The organism is Paenibacillus glucanolyticus, from assembly GCF_037333485.1.
Taxonomy (GTDB): domain Bacteria; phylum Bacillota; class Bacilli; order Paenibacillales; family Paenibacillaceae; genus Paenibacillus_AQ; species Paenibacillus_AQ glucanolyticus.
This window is the reverse complement of the sequence record NZ_CP147845.1, coordinates 6535001-6559457: the sequence shown is the minus strand read 5'-3', so window position 1 is coordinate 6559457 and position 24457 is coordinate 6535001. Positions and strand designations below refer to the sequence as shown.

The 24457-nt window shown below is 50.1% G+C and carries 21 protein-coding genes and 1 other RNA gene; 19 read left to right on the top strand and 3 right to left on the bottom strand.

Going from position 1 to position 24457, the window contains the following annotated elements:
- The first annotated feature begins 68 nt into the window (after nucleotides 1-68).
- From speE to WDY75_RS30150, 3 genes are all read left to right on the top strand, one after another.
- Entirely contained in the window at nucleotides 69-896 is an 828-nt protein-coding gene (gene speE / locus WDY75_RS30160) for a polyamine aminopropyltransferase (protein ID WP_036642913.1), read from the top strand.
- Between the two features lie 17 nt (nucleotides 897-913).
- Nucleotides 914-1783, top strand: a complete 870-nt coding sequence (gene speB / locus WDY75_RS30155; RefSeq protein WP_006207488.1) for an agmatinase — start codon at nucleotides 914-916, stop codon at nucleotides 1781-1783.
- A 690-nt stretch (nucleotides 1784-2473) separates the two neighbouring features.
- Nucleotides 2474-2956, top strand: a complete 483-nt coding sequence (locus WDY75_RS30150; protein ID WP_036642915.1) for an SRPBCC family protein — start codon at nucleotides 2474-2476, stop codon at nucleotides 2954-2956.
- Between the two features lie 95 nt (nucleotides 2957-3051).
- Here WDY75_RS30150 and WDY75_RS30145 read toward each other — a convergent pair whose 3' ends face one another.
- Both WDY75_RS30145 and WDY75_RS30140 read right to left on the bottom strand, forming a co-directional pair.
- The gene (locus WDY75_RS30145; protein ID WP_063478244.1) at nucleotides 3052-5124 is read right to left on the bottom strand and encodes a serine hydrolase; all 2073 of its coding nucleotides are present in this window, start codon (nucleotides 5122-5124) and stop codon (nucleotides 3052-3054) included.
- A gap of 255 nt (nucleotides 5125-5379) precedes the next feature.
- Nucleotides 5380-5904 (bottom strand): phosphatase PAP2 family protein, encoded by a 525-nt coding sequence (locus tag WDY75_RS30140; RefSeq protein WP_006207491.1) that lies wholly within the window; start codon nucleotides 5902-5904, stop codon nucleotides 5380-5382.
- 349 nt (nucleotides 5905-6253) lie between these two features.
- Between WDY75_RS30140 and WDY75_RS30135 the strand changes: the two genes are divergently transcribed.
- The 5 genes from WDY75_RS30135 (at nucleotide 6254) to argS (ending at nucleotide 10900) form a co-directional block, all read left to right on the top strand.
- The gene (locus WDY75_RS30135) at nucleotides 6254-7111 is read left to right on the top strand and encodes a carbon-nitrogen hydrolase family protein (RefSeq protein ID WP_063478245.1); all 858 of its coding nucleotides are present in this window, start codon (nucleotides 6254-6256) and stop codon (nucleotides 7109-7111) included.
- 50 nt (nucleotides 7112-7161) lie between these two features.
- On the top strand, nucleotides 7162-7833 hold the full coding sequence (locus WDY75_RS30130) for a GNAT family N-acetyltransferase (protein WP_063478246.1): 672 nt from the start codon (nucleotides 7162-7164) through the stop codon (nucleotides 7831-7833).
- A 72-nt stretch (nucleotides 7834-7905) separates the two neighbouring features.
- Nucleotides 7906-8577 (top strand): hypothetical protein, encoded by a 672-nt coding sequence (locus WDY75_RS30125; protein WP_006207494.1) that lies wholly within the window; start codon nucleotides 7906-7908, stop codon nucleotides 8575-8577.
- A gap of 221 nt (nucleotides 8578-8798) precedes the next feature.
- Nucleotides 8799-9224 (top strand): DUF1934 domain-containing protein, encoded by a 426-nt coding sequence (locus tag WDY75_RS30120; protein WP_006207495.1) that lies wholly within the window; start codon nucleotides 8799-8801, stop codon nucleotides 9222-9224.
- On the top strand, nucleotides 9221-10900 hold the full coding sequence (gene argS, locus WDY75_RS30115) for an arginine--tRNA ligase (protein ID WP_006207496.1): 1680 nt from the start codon (nucleotides 9221-9223) through the stop codon (nucleotides 10898-10900). Before WDY75_RS30120 ends, argS begins: the two co-directional genes overlap by 4 nt.
- Before the next feature lie 117 nt (nucleotides 10901-11017).
- Here the strand turns inward: argS and WDY75_RS30110 are convergent, their stop codons facing one another.
- Nucleotides 11018-12163 carry a S8 family peptidase gene (locus WDY75_RS30110; protein WP_036642920.1) on the bottom strand — a complete coding sequence of 382 codons (1146 nt, stop codon included), beginning with the start codon at nucleotides 12161-12163 and terminating at the stop codon, nucleotides 11018-11020.
- Nucleotides 12164-12531: 368 nt separating this feature from the next.
- Here WDY75_RS30110 and rpoE point away from each other — a divergent pair, with 368 nt between their 5' ends.
- The 11 genes from rpoE to WDY75_RS30055 all read left to right on the top strand — a co-directional run bounded on the left by rpoE (nucleotide 12532) and on the right by WDY75_RS30055 (nucleotide 24456).
- The gene (gene rpoE / locus WDY75_RS30105) at nucleotides 12532-13098 is read left to right on the top strand and encodes a DNA-directed RNA polymerase subunit delta (RefSeq protein WP_036642922.1); all 567 of its coding nucleotides are present in this window, start codon (nucleotides 12532-12534) and stop codon (nucleotides 13096-13098) included.
- 681 nt (nucleotides 13099-13779) lie between these two features.
- Nucleotides 13780-15381 carry a CTP synthase gene (locus WDY75_RS30100; RefSeq protein WP_036642924.1) on the top strand — a complete coding sequence of 534 codons (1602 nt, stop codon included), beginning with the start codon at nucleotides 13780-13782 and terminating at the stop codon, nucleotides 15379-15381.
- Between the two features lie 274 nt (nucleotides 15382-15655).
- Complete coding sequence (locus tag WDY75_RS30095; protein ID WP_006207500.1) at nucleotides 15656-16048, top strand: response regulator; 393 nt, start codon at nucleotides 15656-15658, stop codon at nucleotides 16046-16048.
- A 174-nt stretch (nucleotides 16049-16222) separates the two neighbouring features.
- Nucleotides 16223-17077, top strand: coding sequence for a class II fructose-1,6-bisphosphate aldolase (gene fba, locus WDY75_RS30090; RefSeq protein ID WP_006207501.1), 855 nt, complete (start codon nucleotides 16223-16225; stop codon nucleotides 17075-17077).
- A 203-nt stretch (nucleotides 17078-17280) separates the two neighbouring features.
- Nucleotides 17281-18540: a UDP-N-acetylglucosamine 1-carboxyvinyltransferase gene (locus tag WDY75_RS30085; protein WP_006207502.1), complete on the top strand. Its 1260-nt coding sequence runs from the start codon at nucleotides 17281-17283 to the stop codon at nucleotides 18538-18540.
- Between the two features lie 151 nt (nucleotides 18541-18691).
- Nucleotides 18692-20020, top strand: a complete 1329-nt coding sequence (gene rho, locus WDY75_RS30080) for a transcription termination factor Rho (RefSeq protein ID WP_036642926.1) — start codon at nucleotides 18692-18694, stop codon at nucleotides 20018-20020.
- A 32-nt stretch (nucleotides 20021-20052) separates the two neighbouring features.
- Nucleotides 20053-21330 carry a radical SAM protein gene (locus WDY75_RS30075; protein WP_063478247.1) on the top strand — a complete coding sequence of 426 codons (1278 nt, stop codon included), beginning with the start codon at nucleotides 20053-20055 and terminating at the stop codon, nucleotides 21328-21330.
- A gap of 178 nt (nucleotides 21331-21508) precedes the next feature.
- On the top strand, nucleotides 21509-21706 hold the full coding sequence (gene rpmE / locus WDY75_RS30070) for a 50S ribosomal protein L31 (RefSeq protein WP_006207505.1): 198 nt from the start codon (nucleotides 21509-21511) through the stop codon (nucleotides 21704-21706).
- 117 nt (nucleotides 21707-21823) lie between these two features.
- Nucleotides 21824-22090, top strand: an RNA gene (gene ffs / locus WDY75_RS30065) — signal recognition particle sRNA large type.
- 292 nt (nucleotides 22091-22382) lie between these two features.
- Complete coding sequence (gene dnaX, locus WDY75_RS30060) at nucleotides 22383-24104, top strand: DNA polymerase III subunit gamma/tau (protein WP_063478248.1); 1722 nt, start codon at nucleotides 22383-22385, stop codon at nucleotides 24102-24104.
- Nucleotides 24105-24144: 40 nt separating this feature from the next.
- Nucleotides 24145-24456, top strand: coding sequence for a YbaB/EbfC family nucleoid-associated protein (locus tag WDY75_RS30055; RefSeq protein WP_006207508.1), 312 nt, complete (start codon nucleotides 24145-24147; stop codon nucleotides 24454-24456).
- The last annotated feature ends 1 nt before the right edge of the window (nucleotide 24457 follow it).

The window sequence follows — 24457 nt, the reverse complement described above, 5'->3', positions numbered from 1 at the left end:
CCGAATAAAGTTTTACGGCTTGGATCTGGACGGCTGAACATTATTCTAGCGGAAAGAAGGTAGAGACGATGGAATTATGGTACACGGAGAAACAAACGCCGACTTTCGGCATTACGGCGAAAATACGGGAAACGTTTGTACATGAGAAGACGGAGTTTCAACAACTGGATATGATCGATACCGAGGAATTTGGACGCATGCTCGTCCTGGACGGCATGGTCATGACTACGATCAAGGACGAATTCGTCTATCATGAGATGGTCGCTCACCCCGCACTGAACACGCATCCAAATCCGAAGAAGGTTCTTGTTGTCGGCGGCGGAGACGGCGGTGTCATTCGCGAAGTGATCAAGCACCCGGGCGTAGAGAAAGCTGTACTTGTTGAAATCGATGGAAAAGTCATTGAATACTCGAAGCAGTACCTCCCCGAGATTGCCGGCAAGCTGGACGATCCGAAGGTTGAAGTGCTGGTTAACGATGGATATATGCACATTATTGAGCATAAGAACGAATATGACGTTATTATGGTAGATTCCACAGAGCCTGTGGGCCCGGCTGCTCCGTTGTTTGAGCGCGGATTCTATCAAGGAATCTACGAGGCGCTGAAGGAAGACGGTATTTTCGTAGCGCAAACGGACAACCCTTGGTTCAAGGCGGACCTGATTCAGCAGGTTAACCGAGACGTGAAGGAAATCTTCCCGATCGTGCGCGTGTATGGAGCGAACATTCCAACCTATCCGAGCGGTCTGTGGACCTTTACGATGGGCAGCAAAACGTACGATCCGCTTGAAGTGGACGAGTCCACCATTGATGAGATGGATACGAAATACTATTCCCCTCGTCTGCACAAAGCCGCATTCGTGCTGCCGAAATTCGTTGAAGACTTGGTGAAATAAGGAGGCCGTATAAACTGATGAAACTGGATCAAGGTTACTCCGGCAACGTGTTTATTCTGAGCTCCGAGGATTATGAAGGGTCCAAGGCCGTTATTTACGGTATGCCGATGGATTTTACGGTTAGCTACCGTCCCGGCTCCCGTTTTGGTCCTGCCCGTATTCGCCAGGCGTCCGTTGGTCTGGAGGAATACAGCCCTTACTTGGATAAAAGCATTGAAGATATGACCTATTTCGATGCAGGCGACCTGATGCTGCCTTTCGGCAACGCAGGCCGCAGCCTTGAAGTGATTGGCGACTATGTAGGCAAACTGCTGGATGACGGGAAGTTCCCGATCGGACTCGGCGGGGAGCATCTCGTATCTTGGCCGATCATTCAGAAGGTGTACGAGAAGTACCCTGATCTCATTCTGATTCATATCGATGCGCATGCCGACCTTCGTGAGCATTATGAGGGAGAGCCGTTGTCCCACTCCACACCGGTCCGCAAGGCGGCAGGCATCATGGGCGGCAAGAACATCTATCAGTTCGGCATCCGTTCCGGCTCCCGTGAGGAGTTCCAATACGGACGCGAGAACATCAACTTCTACCCGTTCGAGGTGGCTGCGCCCCTTAAGGAAGCTTTGCCTTCCATGGGCAACCGTCCGGTCTACGTGACCATCGATATCGATGTGCTGGATCCATCGGCCGCACCGGGCACCGGAACGGCAGAGGCGGGCGGCATCACATCGAAAGAGCTGCTGGAAGCCGTGCATCTGATTGCAAACTCCGGCGTGAACGTTGTCGGCTGCGATCTCGTGGAAGTGGCACCCATCTATGATCCGTCCGAGCAGACCCAGATCGTAGCTGCGAAGCTGATCCGTGAGATGCTGCTGGGGTTTGTTAAGTAGGGGGGGATTCCACCCACCCAAACCCTCCCTGCCAGGGAGGGCCCCAAGGGCGCTGCCCTCTGGACACCCGGAACTTTGGTGTTCGGTGCTGATGTGAGGATCTGAGAGGGGCTCGAGCTTGGGCCCGGCCAATCTCGGGCTCCCCTAGCGGGGACGCCCTCGTGGCCTTAACAGCGCCCGTTGGTGGCCGAGGCTTCGCCCCTCGGCTGGAGCAGAAAAAGCAAGCCTCCCCTATCTAAGCCTACGGCTATCGGGGTTCGGCTTGCTTTTTCGTACGGGCGTGGCCCCCTCGGAAGGCACCCCTGCGGGGACGCCTGGTGGGCCAGCCCTGTGTGTGAGCAGCCGAGGCTTCGCCCCTCGGCTGGAAGAGAAAAAGCAAGCCTCCCCTATCTAAGCCTATGGCTATCGGGGTCGGCTTGCTTTTTCGTGCTGCGTGGCCCCCTCGGAAGGCACCCCTGCGGGGGACTCCTGGTGGGCCAGCCCTGTGTATGAGCAGCCGAGGCTTCGCCCCTCGGCTGGAGAAGAAAAAGCAAGCCTCCCCTATCTAAGCCTGCGGCTATCGGGGTTCGGCTTGCTTTTTCGTGTGGGCGTAGGCCGCACTTTGAGCAAATGAGAAGAAATGGACCGGGGTCAGATGTTATAAACTTAATGGAGATGAGATATGAAGACGCTAATAAGGAGGTTAACCTCATGACCGATTCGTCTATCAAGAAGAGAACGGATTCTGCTTCAAGGTTGATTAAAGCATCGCCCGAAACCATTTATCAGGCGTTCACGGACCCCAGGGCTTGGGTATCGTGGCTTCCGCCGGAGGGGATGTCAGGTCAGATCGACAGCTTTGATGCACGTGAAGGCGGGAGTTATCGAATGGTACTCAACTATATCGGATCGGACCACGTGAACCTTGGCAAATCATCGGAAGGCACGGATATCGTCCAAGGTACTTTCCTGGCGCTGGTGCCCAATAAAAAAATCGTGCAGTGTTTTGAATTCGAGTCGGATGACCCCGCTTACGGGGGCTCGATGACTATGACATGGACGTTGACCGCACTCGCGGAAGGCACGGAGGTGACGATTGTTTGCGAGAACGTTCCTGAGGGCATACGGCAGGAAGATCACGAAGAGGGCTTAAATTCTTCGCTTCACAATCTCGCTGTCTTTACTGAAAGATAATGGACAGGCTGTGAGGTTCACTGCGCCCCATGGCAGTAAAAAAGCAAGCAACCCTACGAAAGCCTGGCGGCTGATCGGGTTGCTTGCTTTTGTGTTTATTTCAGGGTGATACCGAATGCCGAGCCTGGGTCACCGGCAAATACGACGGTTCCATTGGCAGGGAGCTTCACTTCGTTAGAACCGCTGGCAACGGTGTAGTTCACAACGGCACCTTGCTCGTCATATACGGCGAATGCGCCTTGTGCCGGCAGCGTCACTGTCATCGTTTTGCCTGCAACGGCATCAGAGACGGTGTACCACTTGGCATATCCATCGGCTTGCAGGGTAACGGTTGATTTTTTTCCCTTGTACAGGGGCTTAACGTCTTTCTCGCTCACAAAGAGCGATCCGGCAGCTTCGAGATACTCCACGCCTTTTTCCTTATAAAAACGGAATTCAGACGTATCCCGGCTTCCAATAGCCGGAACTCGATGCTCGCTTACTGCGGTATCCGGGTCGATGATTTTCTTATCGATCATATAACCTTCCAAACCACTCTTGCTGCTGATCTCTACGGACGGCTTCATAATGAAGTACATCAGCGACGTGAATTTCTCATTTAACGGATAGAAAGTTTGACCTTCCCGCTTAGCCCAAGCGGCAGCGGTTTCCTTGGACAGCGGGTTCGCTTTCATCTTCTCGGCGGAATACTGCGAGATGGCAAGCTGTCCGAGTCCAGGAATGGATACATATTGCCTTACCCATAAGTAGATCCCGTCATTTTTCTCGGTTACGAAGTTGACCTTCGTACTGCCATCCGCGCTCACAAATGTTCCATCCGCAGTGTACACATATTTCTCTGCCGGATAATCCGGAACCATAGGTACGGAGATCGACAGTTCGCCATCCTTGATGTCGGCTTTCATCTGTTGATTAGTCACGCCATAGTATCCGGCGTATTTGGTGATGTCGTCAGGCATATCCGCCTTGACGGGTTTGCCGAATGATTTTTCCGGCTTGAATTCCTTAATGGTGCCCTTCTCCTTCAGTGCGTGCAGCAACATTTCGCTCGCCATCAGTTGGTTTGTGGAGCTGGAACCGCCCGAGGATAACACAGCAGCAGCCATGTTTTGCTCTGGAAGGACAACGAGAGAGGCATGATACAGAATGGTGTCCCCACCTTTGGTCACGGCTTTCATATCATATTGGTTGAACGGGAACAGTCTGACGCTGTCCCAGCCCAGTCCGTAATCAAACGAATTGTCGGCGTCGGCCGGCCACAGGCCTTTTTTATACTCTTCTTGTTCCATGGCCTTGATGGACTTGTCGGTGAGAATGCCTTCCGCTTCGCCCGTGAAGATCTGTGCGAATTGAACGAGATCCTCAGCCGTGGAATAGATGCCGCCGGTACCGATGACATTAATCGTTTCGTTAGGAAGCTGTCCCTGATGAGTAGGATAATAAAGTCCAGCCATTTGCTTCAAATTCAATTCATCCTGGGATGTCTTGGTATGATCCAAATCCAAAGGCTCGGTGAAATTTTCGTGAATGAATGAGGTAAAGCTTTTGCCGCTGATTTTTTCCACCAGAATTTCAGCCAGCGTAAAACCGTCATTACAATAAACGGAGTATGCGCCCGGATCTGCTTTCAGGTTTTGGGTGGATAATTGCTTCAATAATGTGTCATGCGCATGAGCATCGTTATCCTCGAACAGAAATGCATTGTTCAGGCTCGAGCCCTGCAGTCCGGAGGAATGGTTAAGCAGCATGCGCGGCGTAATTTTTTTGTAGCGCTCGTCTTTCATTGTGAATTCGGGTATGTACTGAACGAGAGGCGTATCCAGATTGATTTTCCCGTCATCCACCAATTTCATCACCGAAGCGGCGGTAAACATTTTACTCGTGGAGCCGATGCCATACATCGTATCCTGGGTCAGCGGAATCTTTCCTTCGATATCGTTCACGCCTGCTTGCCCGGACACGGTAATATTGCCGTTATCGATAAGGGCATATTGGACGCTTGTGGTTCCATAAGTCTCTGTGAGCAGCTTTGCTTTTTCTGCGGCGGTTTTCTCCAGGCCCTGGACAGCGGCGGTAACCTGGCTGTTATCTGCTGCCATGACCCCGGCTGGAAGAACCAGTGTGACGGCGAATAGGGTAACGAGCATCCGTGATAGTCTTTTCTTCAATGAATAAATACCTCCTTATTATGATGTATTAGTTAGTACGATTTACCAGCTGGAATGGTTCAATTTATTTTAGAGTTTCTAAGGATTTGTAGTGAAAGCGCATGGAAGCGAGCGATAAGTTCTGCCTTGGAGTCTTAGAATGATGGGGACGAGGAATGCTTACTTGATAACGGGTACTGCCTATGGACAACACAAAAAAACCACGCCTCCCATCATGGGCCGCCGCAGTGGCCAGTTGGGAATGCATGGTTTCTTTTAACTGAGTACGATGAGCAGAGCCGAAGTGGTTCCGACAAAACAGCCGGCAAGGCAATCCGAAGGATAATGAAAGCCGAGATAAATGCGTGACAGGCTGACCGTAAGCGCCAGCAGGATCAAGAGTAATGACAGCCACGGTGTTATGAATAGAAAAGGGGTAACAATAGAAAATATGGCCGTGGAGTGTCCCGAAGGAAACGAATGATCCTTCATCGGTTTTTTCTCAAACCGTACTTGCTCTAAAGCCAGGTAAGGCCTGATGCGCCGCATCTTTCTTTTGATGAGGGCCGTAACCAGAAAGCTGAGGGACAGTGCAATAAAGCTCTGCCATCCCATCGTATTCCACGGCTCCGGTGCAAAAAACGCTATCGAAAGTGTTAGCACAATGGTAAAGATAGCACCCCCCATATGGGTGACCAGCGCGAGCATCGAATCCACCGTTTTGTTGCTGATCTTGCGGTTTAACCAGCGGAAGATAAGGTGGTCATGTTGCTGAAGCCAATCCATCGAACGAGTAATCATTGTGAACAGAACACCTCACATTATAATTTTGTAAGCTGGCAGCTTGCCATAGGGCCAGTTCATGACTGCCGTGTATGCTTGTAAGGGCTGAGATTCATAGTGTGACCAAGGGCTTACATACGACAGTATACAGGACAATTGTTAAGTGTGGGTATGAATGACGCGTATTTTTTCATAAAATCGAACTTTATTTGATATAGGTGACGCCTTGGATAACCGTTTCGGCGTGTTTTCGGACGTTCCCGTCACAACTAGGGTATCCAGAAGGGGCTGACTTGATGTTCTCATGTTCTCGGAGCCCGGAATCCGATATAATGAAAGCATCTAACCATTTATAAGGAGGAAAAGCATGAAATTTCGCGTATCTGCCGTGCAATATCATCTGCACACCATTCAATCCTTTGACGATTTTGCCCATCAGTCGGAGCATTACATTCGGACGGCGGAGGAATTTGAAGCCGATTTTGTGCTGTTTCCGGAATTTTTCACAACACAGCTGATGTCCATCGGGGACGATCAGGGCAAAGCATTAACGATCCATGATCTTCCGGATTTCACAGACCGATACTGTGAGCTGTTCCAAGGCTTTGCGAAGCAATATAACATTCATATCATTGGGGGAACCCACGTCATTCGTCGTGAAGGGAAGCTGTACAATGTGGCGCATCTGTTTTATCCGGACGGCCGCATCGCGGAGCAGGCCAAGATCCATATTACGCCTTCGGAGATCTCCGGATGGAATATGGGGGCAGGCGAGGGGCTTGAAGTGTTTGAGACAGACAAAGGCACCATTGCGATGCTGACCTGTTATGACATTGAATTCCCTGAGATTGTACGGATGGCCAAGGCCAAAGGGGCTGACGTCATTTTCTGTCCATCCTGCACGGATGACCGACATGGGTTCCATCGTGTGCGGTACACGAGCCATGCTCGCGCCATTGAGAATCAAGTCTACGTGGTGCTGACCGGTACGGTAGGCTCGCTGCCCACCGTGGATCTGATGCGCGCGAACTTCGGACAGGCGGCTATCATTACGCCGAACGACATTCCGTTCCCGCCCCAAGGTCTGCTGGCTGAGGGCGAGTTGAACCATGATATGCTCATTACCGCGGATCTCGATCTGGATTTACTGTATCAAGTGCGGGAGAAAGGCTCTGTAACGACTTGGCGTGACCGCCGCACCGATCTGTATCCGGATTGGGAGTGAAGCCCGGTTTATCATAGCTTGAAAAATAGGACAGAGGCGGTGCAGAGGAAATGGCCCGGTTTCAGCAATGGTTTTATGTATTTGACGACAACCGGCCGGTGCCGGTTGTCGTTCGAAGTTACACGGAAGTAGACTTTGACGAGCTGATCGTCATCCAATCCGAGACGTTCCCGCCCCCGTATCCGCCGGAGCAATGGTGGAACAAGGAACAGCTAATGCAGCATGTCACTTTGTTTCCAGAAGGTGCGCTATGTGTTGAAGTAGACGGCGTGCTCGCCGGGTCGATCACTTCGCTCATCGTGGATTACGATCCGCTGCAGCCCGCTCATTCTTGGGCGGACACAACGGATAACGGATATATTCGGACGCATAAGCCGGAGGGAAATACGCTTTACATCGCCGATATTTGCGTCAGGCCACGCTTTCGTAAGCTTGGCCTCGGCAAGTGGCTGATCCAGTCGCTGTATCATGTGACGGTCGAACAGGGACTGGACCGGCTGCTTGGCGGTGGACGGATGCCAGGATATCATCGTCATGCCGATGAGATGTCAGCTGCGGAGTATCTGGACGCGGTAGTCCAGGGGGATCTGAAGGATCCGGTGATTACGTTCCTGCTGCGCTGCGGCAGAACCCCTATCGGAGTGGCTGCCGAATATCTGGAGGATGCGGAATCCTGCAATAACGGTGCTCTGATGGAATGGAAGAACCCGTTTAGAGGATGATGACGTGTCAATTGCACCATCATTTTCCCGAACGTTAAATAAACAACTTCATATATAAGGAGGTTTTACGAAGTGGAATATATTCGCATAACGAGTATTAACGATCCCTTGTTTCGCAAAATGCATAATCTGATGAAGGAAGTCTTTCCTCCGGAAGAAGTGCTGGAGTTCAGTCTATGGAAGGAACCGCTGGAAGATCCGGGTATTCGGGTATTTGTTGCCCTGCATGAAGAAGAAGTGGTCGGTACGACGGAGTATCGTTATTACGAGGACTGGAATGTGGCGATGACTGATTTCACCATCATCGGACGCGAAGGGCTTGGCATCGGCCGATTTCTGGCGCTGCATCGCCTGAAGGATCTGAACCAACTGGCAGCAGCGAACGGTAAAGAGCTGTTCGGCATGTTTGCCGAGATTTACGATCCCTACCAGGTGCTGGACTATGCATTTGGCGGGGTGAAGCCGATGGATCCGTTTGTTCGTCGTGAGGTGCTGTCTCATCTTGGCTATAAACGTACGGATCTCACGTATGTCCATCCATCCTGGAACAACGATGGCGAAGCGGTGAGCGGGCTCGATTTCTGCTTTATGCCGGGTGATGACACTGTGGATGAACTGCCTGCAGATCTGATTGTGAACTTCCTGAAGCGATATTATGCCGTCCTGCCTGAGAAACCACAGGCATGGAACGACATGATTGCCAAGCTGGAAGCACAGGAGAGGGTAGCGCTGCTGCCGCTGTAAACCAAGTCGATAGGGAGTGCCTGATTCTTCATGAATCAGGCCTATTCTGTTATCGAAGCACTAGTGGAATTGACGTGTTGAATTCCAGTGAATGGCCCGAGTGATGGGCAGGGAAATTGGAGATAGAGGCTCATATATTTGACTTTTGCTAAAATCCTCATTTGAATTGCAAGGCCATACTGGATATAGTAATACAATAGGTAAGGAAAAGAGGAACGTACATGAACGACCGAAAACAAGTGAGCATCCGTCTTCACAGCCTTCACGAAGGGGAGAATACGGTACAGGAGCTGCCCGCAGAGGCTTTTATCAAAGGGAGTGCTCTGTATGTTCGTTATACAGAACCCGCACTCGGGCCGCATCAAGGGGAAACCCGGGCGATGCTCAAGCTGACGGAGGACGGGCTTAAGCTGATTCGGCACGGCGAGGTGGAATCCGAGCAGTCGTTTCAGCTGGGTCAGCGGTTACCGGGTTACTACCGCTCTCCGTTCACTTCATTTAATCTGTCTACGCATACCCAGCGTCTGGAGCTGGCGCTTGAGGGCATGTCCGGACGCGCGGCTTGGGCGTATGATTTATATGTGTCGGGCGAGTTTTCGGGACACTTTTCTATTAGTTTGACTATTCAGGAGGCACAAGAATCATGACTATGAATCCATTAGATCACATTAACGGGCTGGTTGCCGAAGCGGTAGCGGACGCTGCCGTGGCTGCAGGGCTGGTTTCCCGTGAGGAGCTGCCGGCCATTACGCTGGAAGTGCCGAAGGATAAATCGCACGGTGATTTGGCAACGAATGCTGCGATGCAGCTGACGCGTATCGCCAAGAAGAATCCCCGGCAAATTGCCGAGGCTATTCTGGAGCATTTGGACACGGCGAAAGCTTCCATTGAGAAAGCGGAGATTGCCGGACCGGGTTTTATTAATTTTACCCTGGACAAGGGTTACCTCTATCCCATCGTAGCTTTGGTTCAAGAGCAGGGTGACAACTACGGACGGATTACCATCGGCGAGGGACAGAAGGTTCAGATGGAGTTTGTCAGTGCCAATCCGACAGGAAGCCTGCACCTGGGCCATGCCCGCGGCGCAGCCGTAGGCGATGCGCTCTGCAATGTGCTCGACTATGCAGGATACGAAGTAACGCGCGAGTATTACATTAATGATGCAGGCAATCAGGTCGTGAACCTGATTAAATCCCTGGAAGCTCGGTATTTGCAAGAGCTGGGTCAGGATGCCGAAATGCCGGAAGACGGCTACCATGGCGAAGATATCAAAGGTTTTGCCAAAGAGCTTGTGGCTGAGAAAGGCGATTCCTTGTTGTCCATGAGCCCTGGAGAGAGAACAGCCTTTTTCCGTGAGTTCGGGCTCGAGAAGGAACTGGGCAAAATCAAACGCGATTTGAATCGATTCCGCGTTCATTTTGACGAATGGTTTAGCGAAACGTCCCTGTACGAGGACGGTCTTGTCGAGAAGTCTCTGGAAGAGCTGAGATCAAAAGGCGAGGCCTACGAGAAGGATGGAGCAACCTGGCTTCGTACAACCGACTATGGGGATGATAAGGACCGCGTCCTCGTTAAGAATGACGGAACCTATACTTACCTGACACCGGATATTGCGTACCACCGCAACAAATACGAGCGCGGATACGACAAGATCCTCAATATTTGGGGAGCGGACCACCACGGTTATGTCCCGCGTATGAAGGCTGCCATGGAGGCGCTTGGCAATGATCCGGACAAACTGATTGTATTGATCGCCCAGATGGTCAGCTTGTTCCAGGATGGCGAGAAAGTGAAGATGTCCAAGCGTACCGGCAAAGCGGTAACGATGGAAGACCTGATGGATGAAGTAGGTGTGGACGCGATTCGTTACTTCTTCACGATGCGCAGCATGGATTCCCATCTGGATTTCGATATGGATTTGGCAGTTTCTACGTCCAACGAAAACCCGGTGTTCTATGTACAATACGCACACGCACGTATTTGCAGCGTATTCCGCCAAGCCGAGGAGCAAGGGATCAACCTGCTGCCGCTAGCTGAAGTGAACCTGAGCGTGCTCACCGCCGAGCATGAATACGACATTTTGCGCAAAATCGGGGAACTCCCGCAGGAAGTGTCGCTTGCTGCGGATAACTATGCTCCGCACAGACTCATCCGTTATGTATATGAGCTGGCTTCTTCGTTCCACAGCTACTATAGAGCCGAGCGTGTTATTACAGAGGATGCGGATCAGACACAGGCACGTCTTGCTCTCCTTGGAGCTGTTCGTACCGTAATCGCTAACGTGCTTCGCCTGATGGGCGTATCGGCGCCAGAACGTATGTAATGGAGTTTTGGTTCACCTTTCCTTGATATAGGTGACAACAGCCGTCTTTCCGTGGGGGAAGGCGGCTGTTTTTTTGTAAGCGAATTTCATTTTTGGGGTCCATTCTTAAGTGCAAGATTATAATTTCATGCCCTCGCGCAAAAATTTGAAAGCATTAACCTCTCCGTCGGAGACGCTGTATCCTTTTTTGAGCTTGAGTGGAGAGGAGGTACGCCGCAGCAGGGCTTTGATGGTTGCCGTTTTCAGATCAGGCTTTTGCGCAAGCAGCAGAGCGATGGTTCCGCTGACATGAGAAGTGGCCATGGAGGTACCGCTCATCTCGTGGTATTTTCCCTGCAGCCAGGCCGACACGATTTTGTCTCCGGGTGCATAAATATCTACAAATTGCCCGCGATTGCTGAAGGCTGGAATTTTTCGGTGGCGATCGGTAGCTCCGACAGATATGGTTTGGGGATAGCGGGCGGGATAGTCAGCTGTACGGCGTTTGCCGTCATTGCCGGAGGATGCAACAATAATGACGCCTGCTTGGTTGGCCTTGCCTACGATATCCAGCAGTGCGCGGCTTCGGGTCTGCATACCGAAACTCATATTGATGATATCGATCTCGGCGCGTACGCACCAATCGATTGCCAGAATAATATCCGATACGAAGGCGGACCCGTTATGATCAAAGGCCTTAACAGGATATACCACAGATCGGGGGGCAACGCCGATCATGCCTTGCGTGCTGTTCGCGGCAGCGATCGTGCCCGAAATATGCGTTCCGTGCCCATTGTCATCGTACGGCGGCATGTTTCGATGAACCAGATTGATCCCCCTGGTCAGCGAGTATTTCAGATCCGGATGAGAAAAATCCACACCTGTGTCAATAACGGCAATCTTCATGCGGTGTCCTGTCGAGATAGACCAGGCATGAGGGGCTTTGATTTGCTTGATACCCCATGGGATCCCGGTTAACGTTCCAATTGTTCCCTGTATGGCCTGGATATGAACCTGTTCATCCTCCTCGACCATCAGCTCATGTCGAAACTCCGCTTCAAACTTCGCTGTCTGGGGAGCCGGAGCGATGATGGTGTGGGTAAGCGGCGAGTAGCTGATCGATTCCGGGAAACGCGCTTTCCCCGCGAGCCGATTCCATTCGCTGATGCATTCCTGGTACAGCTGAGGGTCATGAAACGTGAGGAGCCGCCGGTTCTTGTCCCGGACGTTCCGCATAGGGTTCGTCTCTGTCAGTAGTGATTGCATGATCCGGGTGTAATCCATGTGTGGCAATCTCCCTTCTCGATGAACCGTTGCTTCAGTATTGTATGAGTCGGGGTGAGAGCCCGAATGGGATGTTGCCCTTTTTCCGGGAAATAGGCCCTGATTCGCGTGTCAAAGCAGAAGGGCGAACATAAGATACATGGAGAGAATATCAAGGTTCTCTTATCTATCCCGTAAGGAGTCGATCCTTGGGGCGGGTACAGTCAGAAGACGGAGAGGAAGAGTCTCCGTCTTTTTCCTTTTTGGTATCGGACGGGCCGTGGCGCATAAAAACTTGATTTTTATTTCCAAATAGGTTTTACTTAGTTTTGATAATGGATATGTTGAGGGTATAACGTGAAGATTTGTGTGAGAGGAAGTGTGCGTTAGTGAGTAATCCGCTCAATTTAAAGATCGATCCGGAGAAGATTCAGGAAATCCCAATGGTTGACCTGGCTTTTATGGTTCTGAAGGCGGCGAACACGCCGTATTATTACCGTGACCTTATGAATGAGGTGGCCAAGCTTCGCGGCTTTACGGAAAAGGAAATTAACGAAACGATTGCCCAGTTATATACCGAGATCAATATAGACGGACGTTTCGCATGTGTAGGAACGAATCTGTGGGGACTGAAGCGTTGGTACCCGCTTGAGAAGTCCGAAGATCCGATTGCGAACGCGAAGCGTCCGCGGATCATTAATGATGAAGACGACGATGATGACGACTTCACGGATGAAGAGGAAACTTACAGTGCCGACGAAACCGAGGATGATTTTGACAGCATCGACGATGACGATGATGATCACGATGATCTCTTCTCGGATGATGACGATGCCGAAGATGAAGTAGATGAAGACGTTGTTCTGGATGATGACGAATTGGAGGATGAAGATTCAGAATCCGAGGAAGAAGAGGATCTGGAAGAGGAAGAATTTGAGGAAAAGGATAAGGATTAATCCGTCTCTCAGCAGCGGCTTATGGGCCCGTCTGCTTTGTTTATGACTTTGTTTTACGGTGTCAGGTGATTGGGGAATTTTGAGCTTTGTTCTTCTCTTGACAAGCAGATAAGGCACAGAGTAAACTATTGCTTGGGCTTATGATTGTGGATTAAATATGTTTAATATAAAAGTGCCCCGTTATTTATTCGGGGTCACTTTTTTTGTTTTTAAGGTATTAGAAAGTGCAGACGACGCTAGCTTCTGGACCTGAAATCGCAAGAAAACTTACCATAAAAAATTGGGTCTGTCTTCTATGGAGTATGTCGATAGGCGTTTTTCTTGTGGGCTAGAAAGTATCCTGCTTGTAGGGAAGTACTGATCTCTGCAGTGAATAATCCGCCTTGGCGGATGTCTCTTGCCAAGCTTCGTGCCGATTAAGATTTAGGTGCTTGGATGAGATGTGATGAGATTTCGGAATCGCTCGGCGCCGGTATGATGCCGTGCAGGCAGCTCTATACGAGGATCATTGAAGCGTCAAGTATATGCGGTTTGTAATAGGTCGGAGGTCAGCTCGCTCACCATTTTTGGAAGCGAGCCATGCTTTTTGTTGGTCCCTCTGATGAATCAGGGGAAAACGGGTTAGGATAAACATCATATGTCGCCTGAAGTTATGGAGATTATATAGGAGGGTTTTTAACAGTGACAAAGTATATTTTTGTAACAGGCGGAGTCGTGTCATCTCTTGGTAAGGGAATTACCGCCGCTTCGCTCGGTAGATTGCTTAAGAACAGAGGGCTCAAGGTAACGATTCAGAAATTCGATCCGTACATTAATATAGATCCGGGCACCATGAGTCCATACCAGCATGGCGAAGTGTTCGTTACTGACGATGGTGCGGAAACCGACCTGGACCTGGGACACTATGAGCGCTTCATCGATATTAACCTATCGAAGAACAGCAATGTGACAACAGGTAAAGTATACTCATCTGTCATCAGCAAGGAGCGTCGGGGAGAATATTTGGGCGGCACCGTGCAGGTTATCCCTCATATTACGAATGAAATTAAAGAGCGCGTATTCCGTGCAGGCCGTGAAGCGGGTTCGGATGTAGTCATTACCGAAATCGGCGGCACGGTTGGTGATATCGAAAGCCTTCCTTTCCTTGAGGCCATCCGTCAAATCAAGAGCGACGTTGGCCGTGAGAACGTCATGTATATTCATGTAACCCTCATTCCATATATTAAGGCAGCTGGTGAAGTGAAAACGAAGCCGACCCAGCACAGTGTAAAAGAACTTCGCAGTATCGGCATTCAGCCAAATGTCATTGTCTGCCGTACAGAACATGAGCTTTCAACCGAGATGAAAGCGAAAATCGCGCTCTTCTGCGACATCGATCCTAACGCGGTCGTAGAATGCCGCGATGCGTCCTCACTGTATGAGGTACCGCTGAATTTGCGTGATGAAGGTCTTGATGAAATTGTAGTCAATCATTTGAAATTAACGACACCGGCACCGGATATGAGCGAGTGGGAAGATCTCGTAGAACGCGTATCCAAGCTGGAGAAGACTGTTGAGATCGCAATTGTTGGTAAATATGTCGCGCTCCATGATGCGTACCTTAGTGTTGTTGAGTCATTATCCCACGCCGGATTTGATGCGAATGCCGAAGTGAAGGTCCGCTGGGTAAATGCCGAAGAAATTACGGCAGACAACGTCGAAGATATGCTGAATGGCATAGGCGGCATCCTCGTACCGGGCGGATTTGGTGACCGGGGTATCGAGGGTAAGATCAGTGCAATTCGTTATGCTCGCGAGCGCAATATTCCATTCTTCGGTATCTGCCTTGGCATGCAGGTGTCGGTTATCGAATATGCCCGCTCCATTCTGGGACTGAGTGGTGCGAACAGCTCTGAGATCGATCCGGCTACTGAATATCCGGTCATCGATCTTCTGCCGGAGCAGAAAGACATTGAGGATCTCGGCGGTACGATGCGTCTTGGATTGTATCCATGCAAGCTGGTTCCGGGATCACTTGCGGAGTCCTGCTATCAGGATGAGCTGGTTTATGAAAGACATCGCCACCGGTATGAATTCAACAACCAATACCGTGAAGATATCGAGAAAGCAGGCTTGCGTATTTCCGGTACATCTCCGGATGGACGCTTGGTTGAAATTGTGGAACTGCCAGGACATCCATGGTTCCTTGCTGTGCAATTCCATCCGGAGTTCACTTCCCGTCCAAACCGTCCGCAGCCGCTGTTCCGTGAATTTGTAAAAGCTTCGATTCAGCACAAAGCATAATATGGGAAGAGCCTCTTTTGAAGAGGCTCTTTTTTGACTTTATTTTATGTTTTCGGCGCGTTTGTAAAGTTTTTGGACAGGGTTCGAAGTAAACATCCTTGCTGTCGACTTTGTTTACAGCTATCCATTTATCTTTTTTTCGTACTTTTTTCGAGATAGGAAGGAATTCGACATCTACAGGCGAATACAAATAATGGTCGGTTTATGGGAAAGTTAGGAACTTTCGAGTTTGCATATACTCATTGCACGATTTAAGTATCGGGAGGTTGGAAGGATGAGCAAACAAAGCAAACACAAAGTGTTGATTGTGGATGACCAGAACGGTATCCGCATCCTGCTTGTGGAAGTGTTCAGCAGTGAAGGGTACGAGACGTTTCAAGCGGCGAACGGAAAGGCAGCGCTTGAAATTGTAAAGCTGCACACGCCGGATCTGGTGCTGCTGGATATGAAAATTCCTGGAATGGACGGGCTTGAGATTTTGAAGCATATTAAACAGATGAATCCGGACATCAAGGTGATCATGATGACAGCTTACGGGGAACTCGACATGATCAAGGAAGCAACCGATCTTGGCGCACTGATGCATTTCACCAAACCTTTTGATATTGATGAGATGCGGCAAGCCGTCAATATGCAGTTAAAAGGGACCGCCAACAATATCGGTTGAACTATGAATTCTGCTCAAAGGGCGGAATTCTTTTTTTTGCCAGAATGTGAGGTCCGTCGCAGCATTTTAGGAAATGCTTGTTTAGTATTTATGACGCGATGTGGTATAATAAGGCCGTATGTTATATCGGCTAAAAACCATAGACAAACTAAGCATCTTTAGGAGGATGAAACCATGCCATTAGTATCAATGACAGACATGCTGAACAAAGCACTTGAAGGTAAATATGCTGTTGGTCAATACAACATCAATAACCTGGAGTGGACATATGCAATTCTTGAAGCAGCTGAGCAAGAGAAATCTCCAGTCATTCTGGGTGTTTCTGAAGGCGCAGCTCGTTATATGGGTGGATTCAGCACCGTTGTACACATGGTAAAAGGTCTGATGGAGGATCTGAAAGTAACAGTTCCTGTTGCCATTCACCTTGACCACGGTTCAAGTGTTGAGAAGTGTAAAGAAGCAATCGACGCAGGATTCACTTCGGTTATGATCGATGATTCCCACAGCCCGATTGACACGAATATCGAAACAACGAAGCAAGTGGTTGAATACGCTCATTCCAAAGGTGTTTCCGTTGAGGCTGAAGTAGGCATGGTCGGCGGACAAGAAGATGACGTAATCGGTGACGTAATGTACGCGAAGCTGGACGACTGTGTACGCATCGTGAATGAGACAGGCATCGATACACTGGCACCTGCGCTTGGTTCTGTTCACGGTCCTTACAAAGGCGAGCCAAACCTTGGTTTCAAAGAGATGGAAGAAATCCGTAATGCAGTGAAGCTTCCATTGGTGCTTCATGGTGGTACGGGGATTCCGACTCATGATATCAAGAAAGCCATCTCTCTGGGTACTTCCAAAATTAATGTGAACACCGAGAACCAAATCTCGTTCTCCAAAGTTGTTCGTGAAGTGCTTGCTGCTAAACCAGAAGCTTACGATCCTCGTACATTCCTGAAACCAGGTCGTGAAGCGATCAAAGAAACCGTTGTTGGCAAAATCCGTGAGTTTGGTTCCAACAATCAAGCTTAATTCATAGTTATTCGAGTCGCTTGTAGCCCTAGGGGCCATAACAGGACGATTGGAATCACCTGAGATATTTAGGCTGTCTTATGCTGCATACAATGAAATGGAAAGCACACCGCATAGCCGGTGTTTTTCCATTTCATTTACTATAATGACGGCTATCAGAACCATTTCCGGCTGCGAAGTGATGTAGGGGGACCCGAAAGCTTATGGAAAAATTGATGATCAGCGGTGGACGCCCACTGCGAGGTACTGTAACAATCAGTGGTGCCAAGAACAGTGCAATTGCGTTAATTCCCGCCGCAATCCTGGCGGAATCGGAAGTCGTACTTGATAATTTGCCGCTTCTCAGCGATGTAGCTGTTTATGCTGAGATACTGGAAGAGTTAGGCGGTCAAGTTTCATGGGAAGGCAATCAGATGAGAATTGACCCTTCTGATATCAAATCTATTCCGATGCCTAACGGACCCGTGAAGAAACTGCGCGCGTCCTACTATATGATGGGCGCCATGCTTGGAAGATTTAAAGAAGCCGTGATCGGACTGCCGGGCGGCTGTAATTTTGAACCTCGTCCCATTGACCAGCACATTAAGGGCTTTGAAGCCCTGGGTGCGACCGTGACCAATGAACACGGTTCGATTCATCTGCACGCCAAAGAGCTGCGGGGCGCTAAGATATATCTGGATGTAAGCAGTGTTGGTGCAACCATTAACATTATGCTGGCGGCTGCCAAGGCCAAAGGCTCCACAATTATCGAAAATGCGGCGAAAGAGCCTGAAATTATAGATGTTGCTACACTATTAAATTCCATGGGAGCTGTCATCAAGGGCGCCGGGACGGAGACCATCCGGATTGAGGGCGTAACCGAGATGCATGGCTGCCGTCATTCCATTATTCCAGACCGGATTCAGGCCGGTACATATATGATTGCTGCTGCAGCTACACGCGGTGATGTTCTGATCGACAACGTCATTCCGAAGCATCTTGAAGCCCTTACGGCCAAGCTGATCGAGATGGGCGTTGGCATCGAAGAACTGGACGAAAGCATTCGCGTTACCGGTAAGGACCGGTATCAGCATGCCGACGTGAAGGCTCTTATATATCCTGGATTTGCAACGGATTTGCAATCACCGATGACCAGCCTGCTCACCCAAGCAGAAGGCGTCAGTGTCCTCAGTGATTTTGTATATAGCAACCGGTTTAAACATGTACCAGAGTTAGTTCGCATGGGGGCCAGAATCCGTGTGGAGGGACGCTCAGCCATTATTGAAGGCGGGCCGCTGAACGCAGCCAAAGTCAAGGCGACGGACCTTCGCGCAGGTGCCGCATTAGTCATTGCGGGTCTAACCGTACCCGAAGGGGTAACCGAAGTCAGTGGCGTGGAATTCATTGATCGCGGTTATGATCATCTGGTATCCAATCTGCGAATGCTGGGTGCTGACGTATGGCGTGAGACCGAGGAAGAGTGATTTTTTCCAAAATGAGGGAAATATGTGGACCGAACTGCATATCTCCCTCTGATTTGGGTAATGCTCCTAGTAAAGCTCTCATAGAATAATAGACTACATGACAGCAGGTTCTGCTGCGACAGAAACAAATAATTGAATAGGTGGTTATTGAATGGATTTACAAATATCCGATTTGGAAGGCATGAAGCTGACGGATCTGTATAAGCTGGCCAAGAAATATCAGATTCCTTATTATGGCCAGTTGAAGAAAAAAGAACTGATATTTGCGATTCTCCGAGCCCAGGCGGAACAGAGCGGCTTGATGTTTATGGAGGGCGTACTTGAGATTTTGCCGGAAGGATACGGCTTCCTTAGACCGATTAACTATTTGCCAAGCACGGAGGACATATACATCTCGGCATCCCAAATTCGCAAATTTGATCTACGGACCGGAGATTTGGTCTCAGGCAAATGTCGAACACCTAAAGAGAACGAACGTTACTTCGGACTGCTGCAGGTTAACGCCGTAAATGGAGAGAATCCAGCCGTTGCAGCGGAACGCTTGCACTTCCCAGCCTTGACTCCTCTTTATCCGCAAGAAAAGCTTGTTCTTGAAACATCCCCTAATCAGTTGTCAACCCGAATTATGGATTTGCTTGCACCTGTAGGTTTAGGACAACGCGGTTTGATCGTGGCGCCGCCAAAAGCAGGGAAAACGCTCCTCTTGAAAGAAATCGCCAACAGCATCTCAACCAACAATCCAGAGATTGAACTGTTTGTTTTACTCATCGATGAACGGCCAGAAGAAGTAACGGATATGCAGCGTTCCGTAAAGGGCGAGGTGGTTGCTTCAACGTTCGACGAGCTTCCGGAGAACCATATCAAGGTTGCGGAACTGGTATTGTCGCGTGCATTGCGGCTGGTGGAGCATAAGAAGGACGTTGTTATTTTGCTGGACAGCATTACCCGTCTTGCCCGTGCATACAACCTGGTCATTCCTCCTTCCGGCAGAACGCTAAGCGGCGGTATTGATCCTGCGGCATTCCATCGTCCGAAGCGTTTCTTCGGGTCTGCGCGTAACGTGGAAGAAGGCGGAAGTCTGACCATACTCGCTACTGCCTTGGTTGAAACCGGGTCCCGGATGGATGATATCATTTATGAGGAATTTAAAGGAACAGGCAATATGGAGCTGCATTTGGACCGCCGTTTCGCGGAACGTCGTATTTTCCCGGCAATCGACATTCGTCGCTCGGGTACACGGCGTGAAGAGGTGCTGCTGAACAAGGATGAACTGGACACCATTTGGGCAATCCGTAAAAATATGAACGATTCCGCTGACTTTGTGGAAGGGTTCCTCAAAAAAATGCGCGACAGCAAGAACAATGCGGAATTCTTGGCTTCATTTGATGTTAATGCCAACAGCAGCAGCGGAACCGGGACTCAGGGCCAGTCGGCCAGACGTCCATCGCGTGCATCTGCAGCGACGGCACCTCAGACGTAAAGCCCTGAACAATCGGAGAATAGGAGATCAACATGTATTTGGTTTATGCAGATGAACAAGGGAACGTATACGACCATTCTGAGCTGTACGGGCTTGCCCGCAGTGGGGATATGATCGTTGAAATATTGGATGATGAATTGATACCTCTGCCAGATGGGGCTACGCTGGTCGGCCTTCCGAGTACCCGAGCCATCGGGATGGATCCTGAGACCGGTGAAATGATGCCGCTTGAAGACGGGTATACAGCTGTCGGAGCGCTTTTGCCGCAAGGCTATACCCGATTGTGCTTGCCAGGCTATGTGAAGTCAGACAAGGAATACAAGCTGCCGCTCTTCGGTTATTCGGCTGTCGTGTGGAAGGATGGCGCATTCTACACAACTGCGCGCTTGTCCGATGACCCTGAGAAGTGGAATCCAATGAATTGCGATTTGAATGATCTTGAGCTTGGGGTTAAGACTCTGAAGGAGAAATATCCGGAGAACCGGCTCTATGAGCATCTGTCCAACTGTGCATTGGGATACGAATGCCTCACGGCATCGAACACGTTCCTGAATCGCTGGGAGGGTGCGGTTCCCGTATCCTATTCCTGTAATGCAGGCTGTTTCGGGTGTATCTCGGAACAGCCGGATGACAGCGGCTTTGTCGCCCCTCAGACCCGGATGAATTTCCGCCCGAGGGTAGATGAGCTGGTGCAGGTGATGCTGGAAAATCTGAAAACACCGGAGTCCATCATCAGCTTTGGCCAAGGTTGTGAGGGTGAGCCTTCCACACAAGCGAAGATCATTATCGAAGCGATGAGAGAAGTTCGGTCACAGACGGATATGGGATATATCAATATTAATACCAATGCGGGTTTGACCGATTTTATCCGCGGCATCGTGGATGCGGGCCTTGACTTGATGCGAGTGAGTACCATCAGTGCATTGGATGGCCATTATAACGCATACTACAAACCAAGAGGATATACGCTCGCTAATGTGGAGAAGTCCCTTCGCTATGCAACCGACCAAGGCGTGTATACTTCCATCAACTATCTGATCTTCCCCGGCGTAACCGATCGCGAGGAAGAGCTGGAAGCCATGATTGAGTTTGCCCGGCGTACTGGGCTTAAATTAATCCAGCTTCGTAATCTTAATATCGACCCTGAAAGCTATCTCCAGCTCATTCCGCCTGCACAAGGCGAGATTCTCGGGATGAAGCAGGCCATTGAGATTATGCAAGAGGAATTACCTGATGTGGTCATTGGATCCTACACTCATGTACCTCCTGCCGGACAGGCAAGACCGAAGAAGAGAACGTCTCTGATTTAACCGGTACATGGCCCGTTGTTTATCTGCTAAAAACAGGGTGAAATTCCATTTGTGAACTTGTCTGATGTTTTGTGTATGGGCTATTGCGCAATCGATATGCTCGTGATATACTCGGTTTATGTGTCCATATAACTCTGGGTCCGCATGAGGCTCAGGGCGGAAAGAGGTGAAAGCTACAATGAAACAAGATATTCAACCGAAATATCACGTTACTACAGTTACTTGTGCTTGCGGTAATACGTTTGAAACAGGTTCTGTAAAACCAGATCTTCGTGTAGAGATTTGCTCGAACTGTCATCCGTTCTTCACAGGTAAACAGAAATTCCTGGATGCTGGCGGTCGTGTTGATAGATTCAAAAAGAAATACGGTATCTAATAAACAAACCCTTCGCCCCTATGGCCGAAGGGTTTTTGTCTGTCTATAGGCGTGATATGCCTTGTAACTTCTTCCGTCGGTTGCTTTTTTGATAGCCATGCGATATACTAAAGTTCGCCGTGCTAGACGGGGAGGTAGCGGTGCCCTGTAACTCGCAATCCGCTGTAGCGAGGTTGAATTCCTGTTAGAGGTATTGTCGATGTGAGGCTGGTCCCTGCACTCAATGTTGACGGTTGGGTCCTCCGCAATGAGCACTTGTGAACCTGGTCAGGTCCGGAAGGAAGCAGCCATAAGCAAGATCGCTTTTGTGCCGGAGGGGTGCCTAGCCCGAGTTGTTGTTCAGGATTGCCGCTCGGATCGCAATTATCAATAACAGGTGCACGGTATACATAACTGCACATAACACCTTTGCCATTGGCAAGGGTGTTTTTTGTCGAGGCTGCCTGATATCGAGGGAAATCCTTCATGCTAACTTGGATAAAGATTTCCAAGTAAACGTTTTGCTAAGGCAGGGGAAAGTAGTATAGAATGTAGTATAATATAACCGTTAACTCACGCTTTTTCAGGTTGAGATTGACCATGAAAGTAAGAGCAACGCACACGGAGATGGGGCTGCAGTCTATACCGATTAGTTATTAATCTTCGTGAAGTGGAAGTTGAAAGAGGGTAAAGCACAGTGGAACATATCGCGTTATATCGTGCTTGGCGACCGCAGTCATTCGGTGACATGGTGGGCCAGCAGCATATTATCCAGACCCTGCAGAATGCCATTCGCGAGCAGCGGGTTTCCCATGCCTACCTGTTCAGCGGTCCACGGGGTACGGGCAAGACCAGTGCCGCTAAAATTTTGGCCAAAGCCGTGAACTGCGAGCATGGTCCGGCTGAGGAACCCTGCAACGAATGCGAAGCCTGCCGGCGGATAACGTCCGGAGCCGTTATGGATGTTCAGGAGATCGACGCTGCATCCAACCGCGGTGTCGAGGAGATCCGTGATTTGCGGGAGAAGGTCAAATACGCACCGACCGAGGTCCGGCGCAAAGTTTATATTATCGATGAAGTGCACATGTTGACGACGGAAGCATTCAATGCCTTATTGAAAACGCTGGAGGAGCCGCCGGCACACGTGATGTTTATACTAGCGACAACAGAGCCCCATAGACTTCCTGCAACGATTATTTCACGCTGTCAGCGGTTTGATTTTCGGAGGGTCTCCCTTGATGAGCAAACCGGTCGATTGCAGCAGATTTGCGGGGAAGAGGGAATTACGGCAGATCATGAAGCGCTGCAGTATATTGCCCGTCTATCGGATGGCGGTATGCGTGATGCACTGAGTATTCTGGATCAGATCGCTTCGTTTACCGGTGGCACGGTGTCTTATCAACAGGTCATGGACATGACGGGTGGTATTGCCTCGGAGCAGTTTGGGCGTCTTGCCAGCGCCGTGAAACAGGGGGATGCCGGGCTCGTGCTGCAAATCGTGGAGCAGTTTATGCAGGAGGGAAAAAGTGCCGACAAGTGCATGGAGAATCTCCTGTATTATTTCCGTGATTTGCTTATGATCAAGATGGTGCCCGATGCCGACAAACTGACCGACCGGGTTCTGAATCCGGCAGAATTTCAGGAAATGGCCAATGCCTTCAGCCGCGATGAATTATTTCAGATGATTGATACGCTGAGCCGCTATCAGAGTGAGATGAAGTACGCCTCGCAGCCGCAAACCTTGTTTGAGGTAGCCCTGCTTAAGCTTTCCGGTATTCCTCAATCCGCGGGTGGGGCAACAAGTGCCCATGGTACAGCCGACGCCGGGGAGCTGGCTCAGTTGAAGCAGCATGTAGCCGCGCTCGAGAAGAAGCTGGAACGCCTGATGCAGAACGGTGTTCCAACGTCGAACCAACGGGAAGCTGCCAAGTCTACCCGTACACCAGCGCCGAAAGCAGCATCATCAGCCAAGATTCCGCAGCATATGGATCAGTATGTAGCTTCCCGAACCGGGGAAGAGTACACCGCAGTTCAGCGGCAGTGGGCCCAAATACTCCAGAATGTAAAAGAGGAGAAGGTTACGGTCCACGCGTGGCTGATGGATGGAGAGCCGGTGTCCGTATGGGAGGACAAGGTGCTTGTCGCTTTCAAAAACAACATCCACCGCGAAACGACCGAGAAACCTGCGAATAAGCAGGTGATTGAAGGGGTGCTTGATTCTACGCTCGGCAAGCCGTATCATCTGGTGACGATGATGCTTCGTGACTGGAGCGACGCGGTTGAAGGAGCAGGCAAGCCTCAGGCAGAAGAGCTTAAGCTGGAGCACGAGGTGGCTGATGCTGAAGCCGGTGGAGAAAAACCATGGATTGATGAGGCGATCCAGTTATTTGGGGAAGACCTCGTTGTCATAAAAGACTAGCACGTGACTGCGTGCACCCTATTATAAGGAGAGATGAACCATGAATAATATGAACCAAATGATGAAGCAAGTGAAAAAGATGCAGGAGCAAATGCTGAAAGCTCAGGAAGAGCTGGCTACCAAAACCGTTGAAGGCACTTCCGGCGGAGGCGTGGTTACCGTAGAAGTGAGTGGGCACAAGCAAATTCTGTCCATCAACATCAAGCCGGAGGCAGTTGATCCGGATGACGTGGAAATGCTGCAGGACTTGGTGCTCACAGCGGTTAATGACGCACTTGCCAAGGCAGAAGAAATCGCAAATGCCGATATGGGCAAATTTACAGGCGGCATGAAAATCCCGGGCTTGTTCTAAT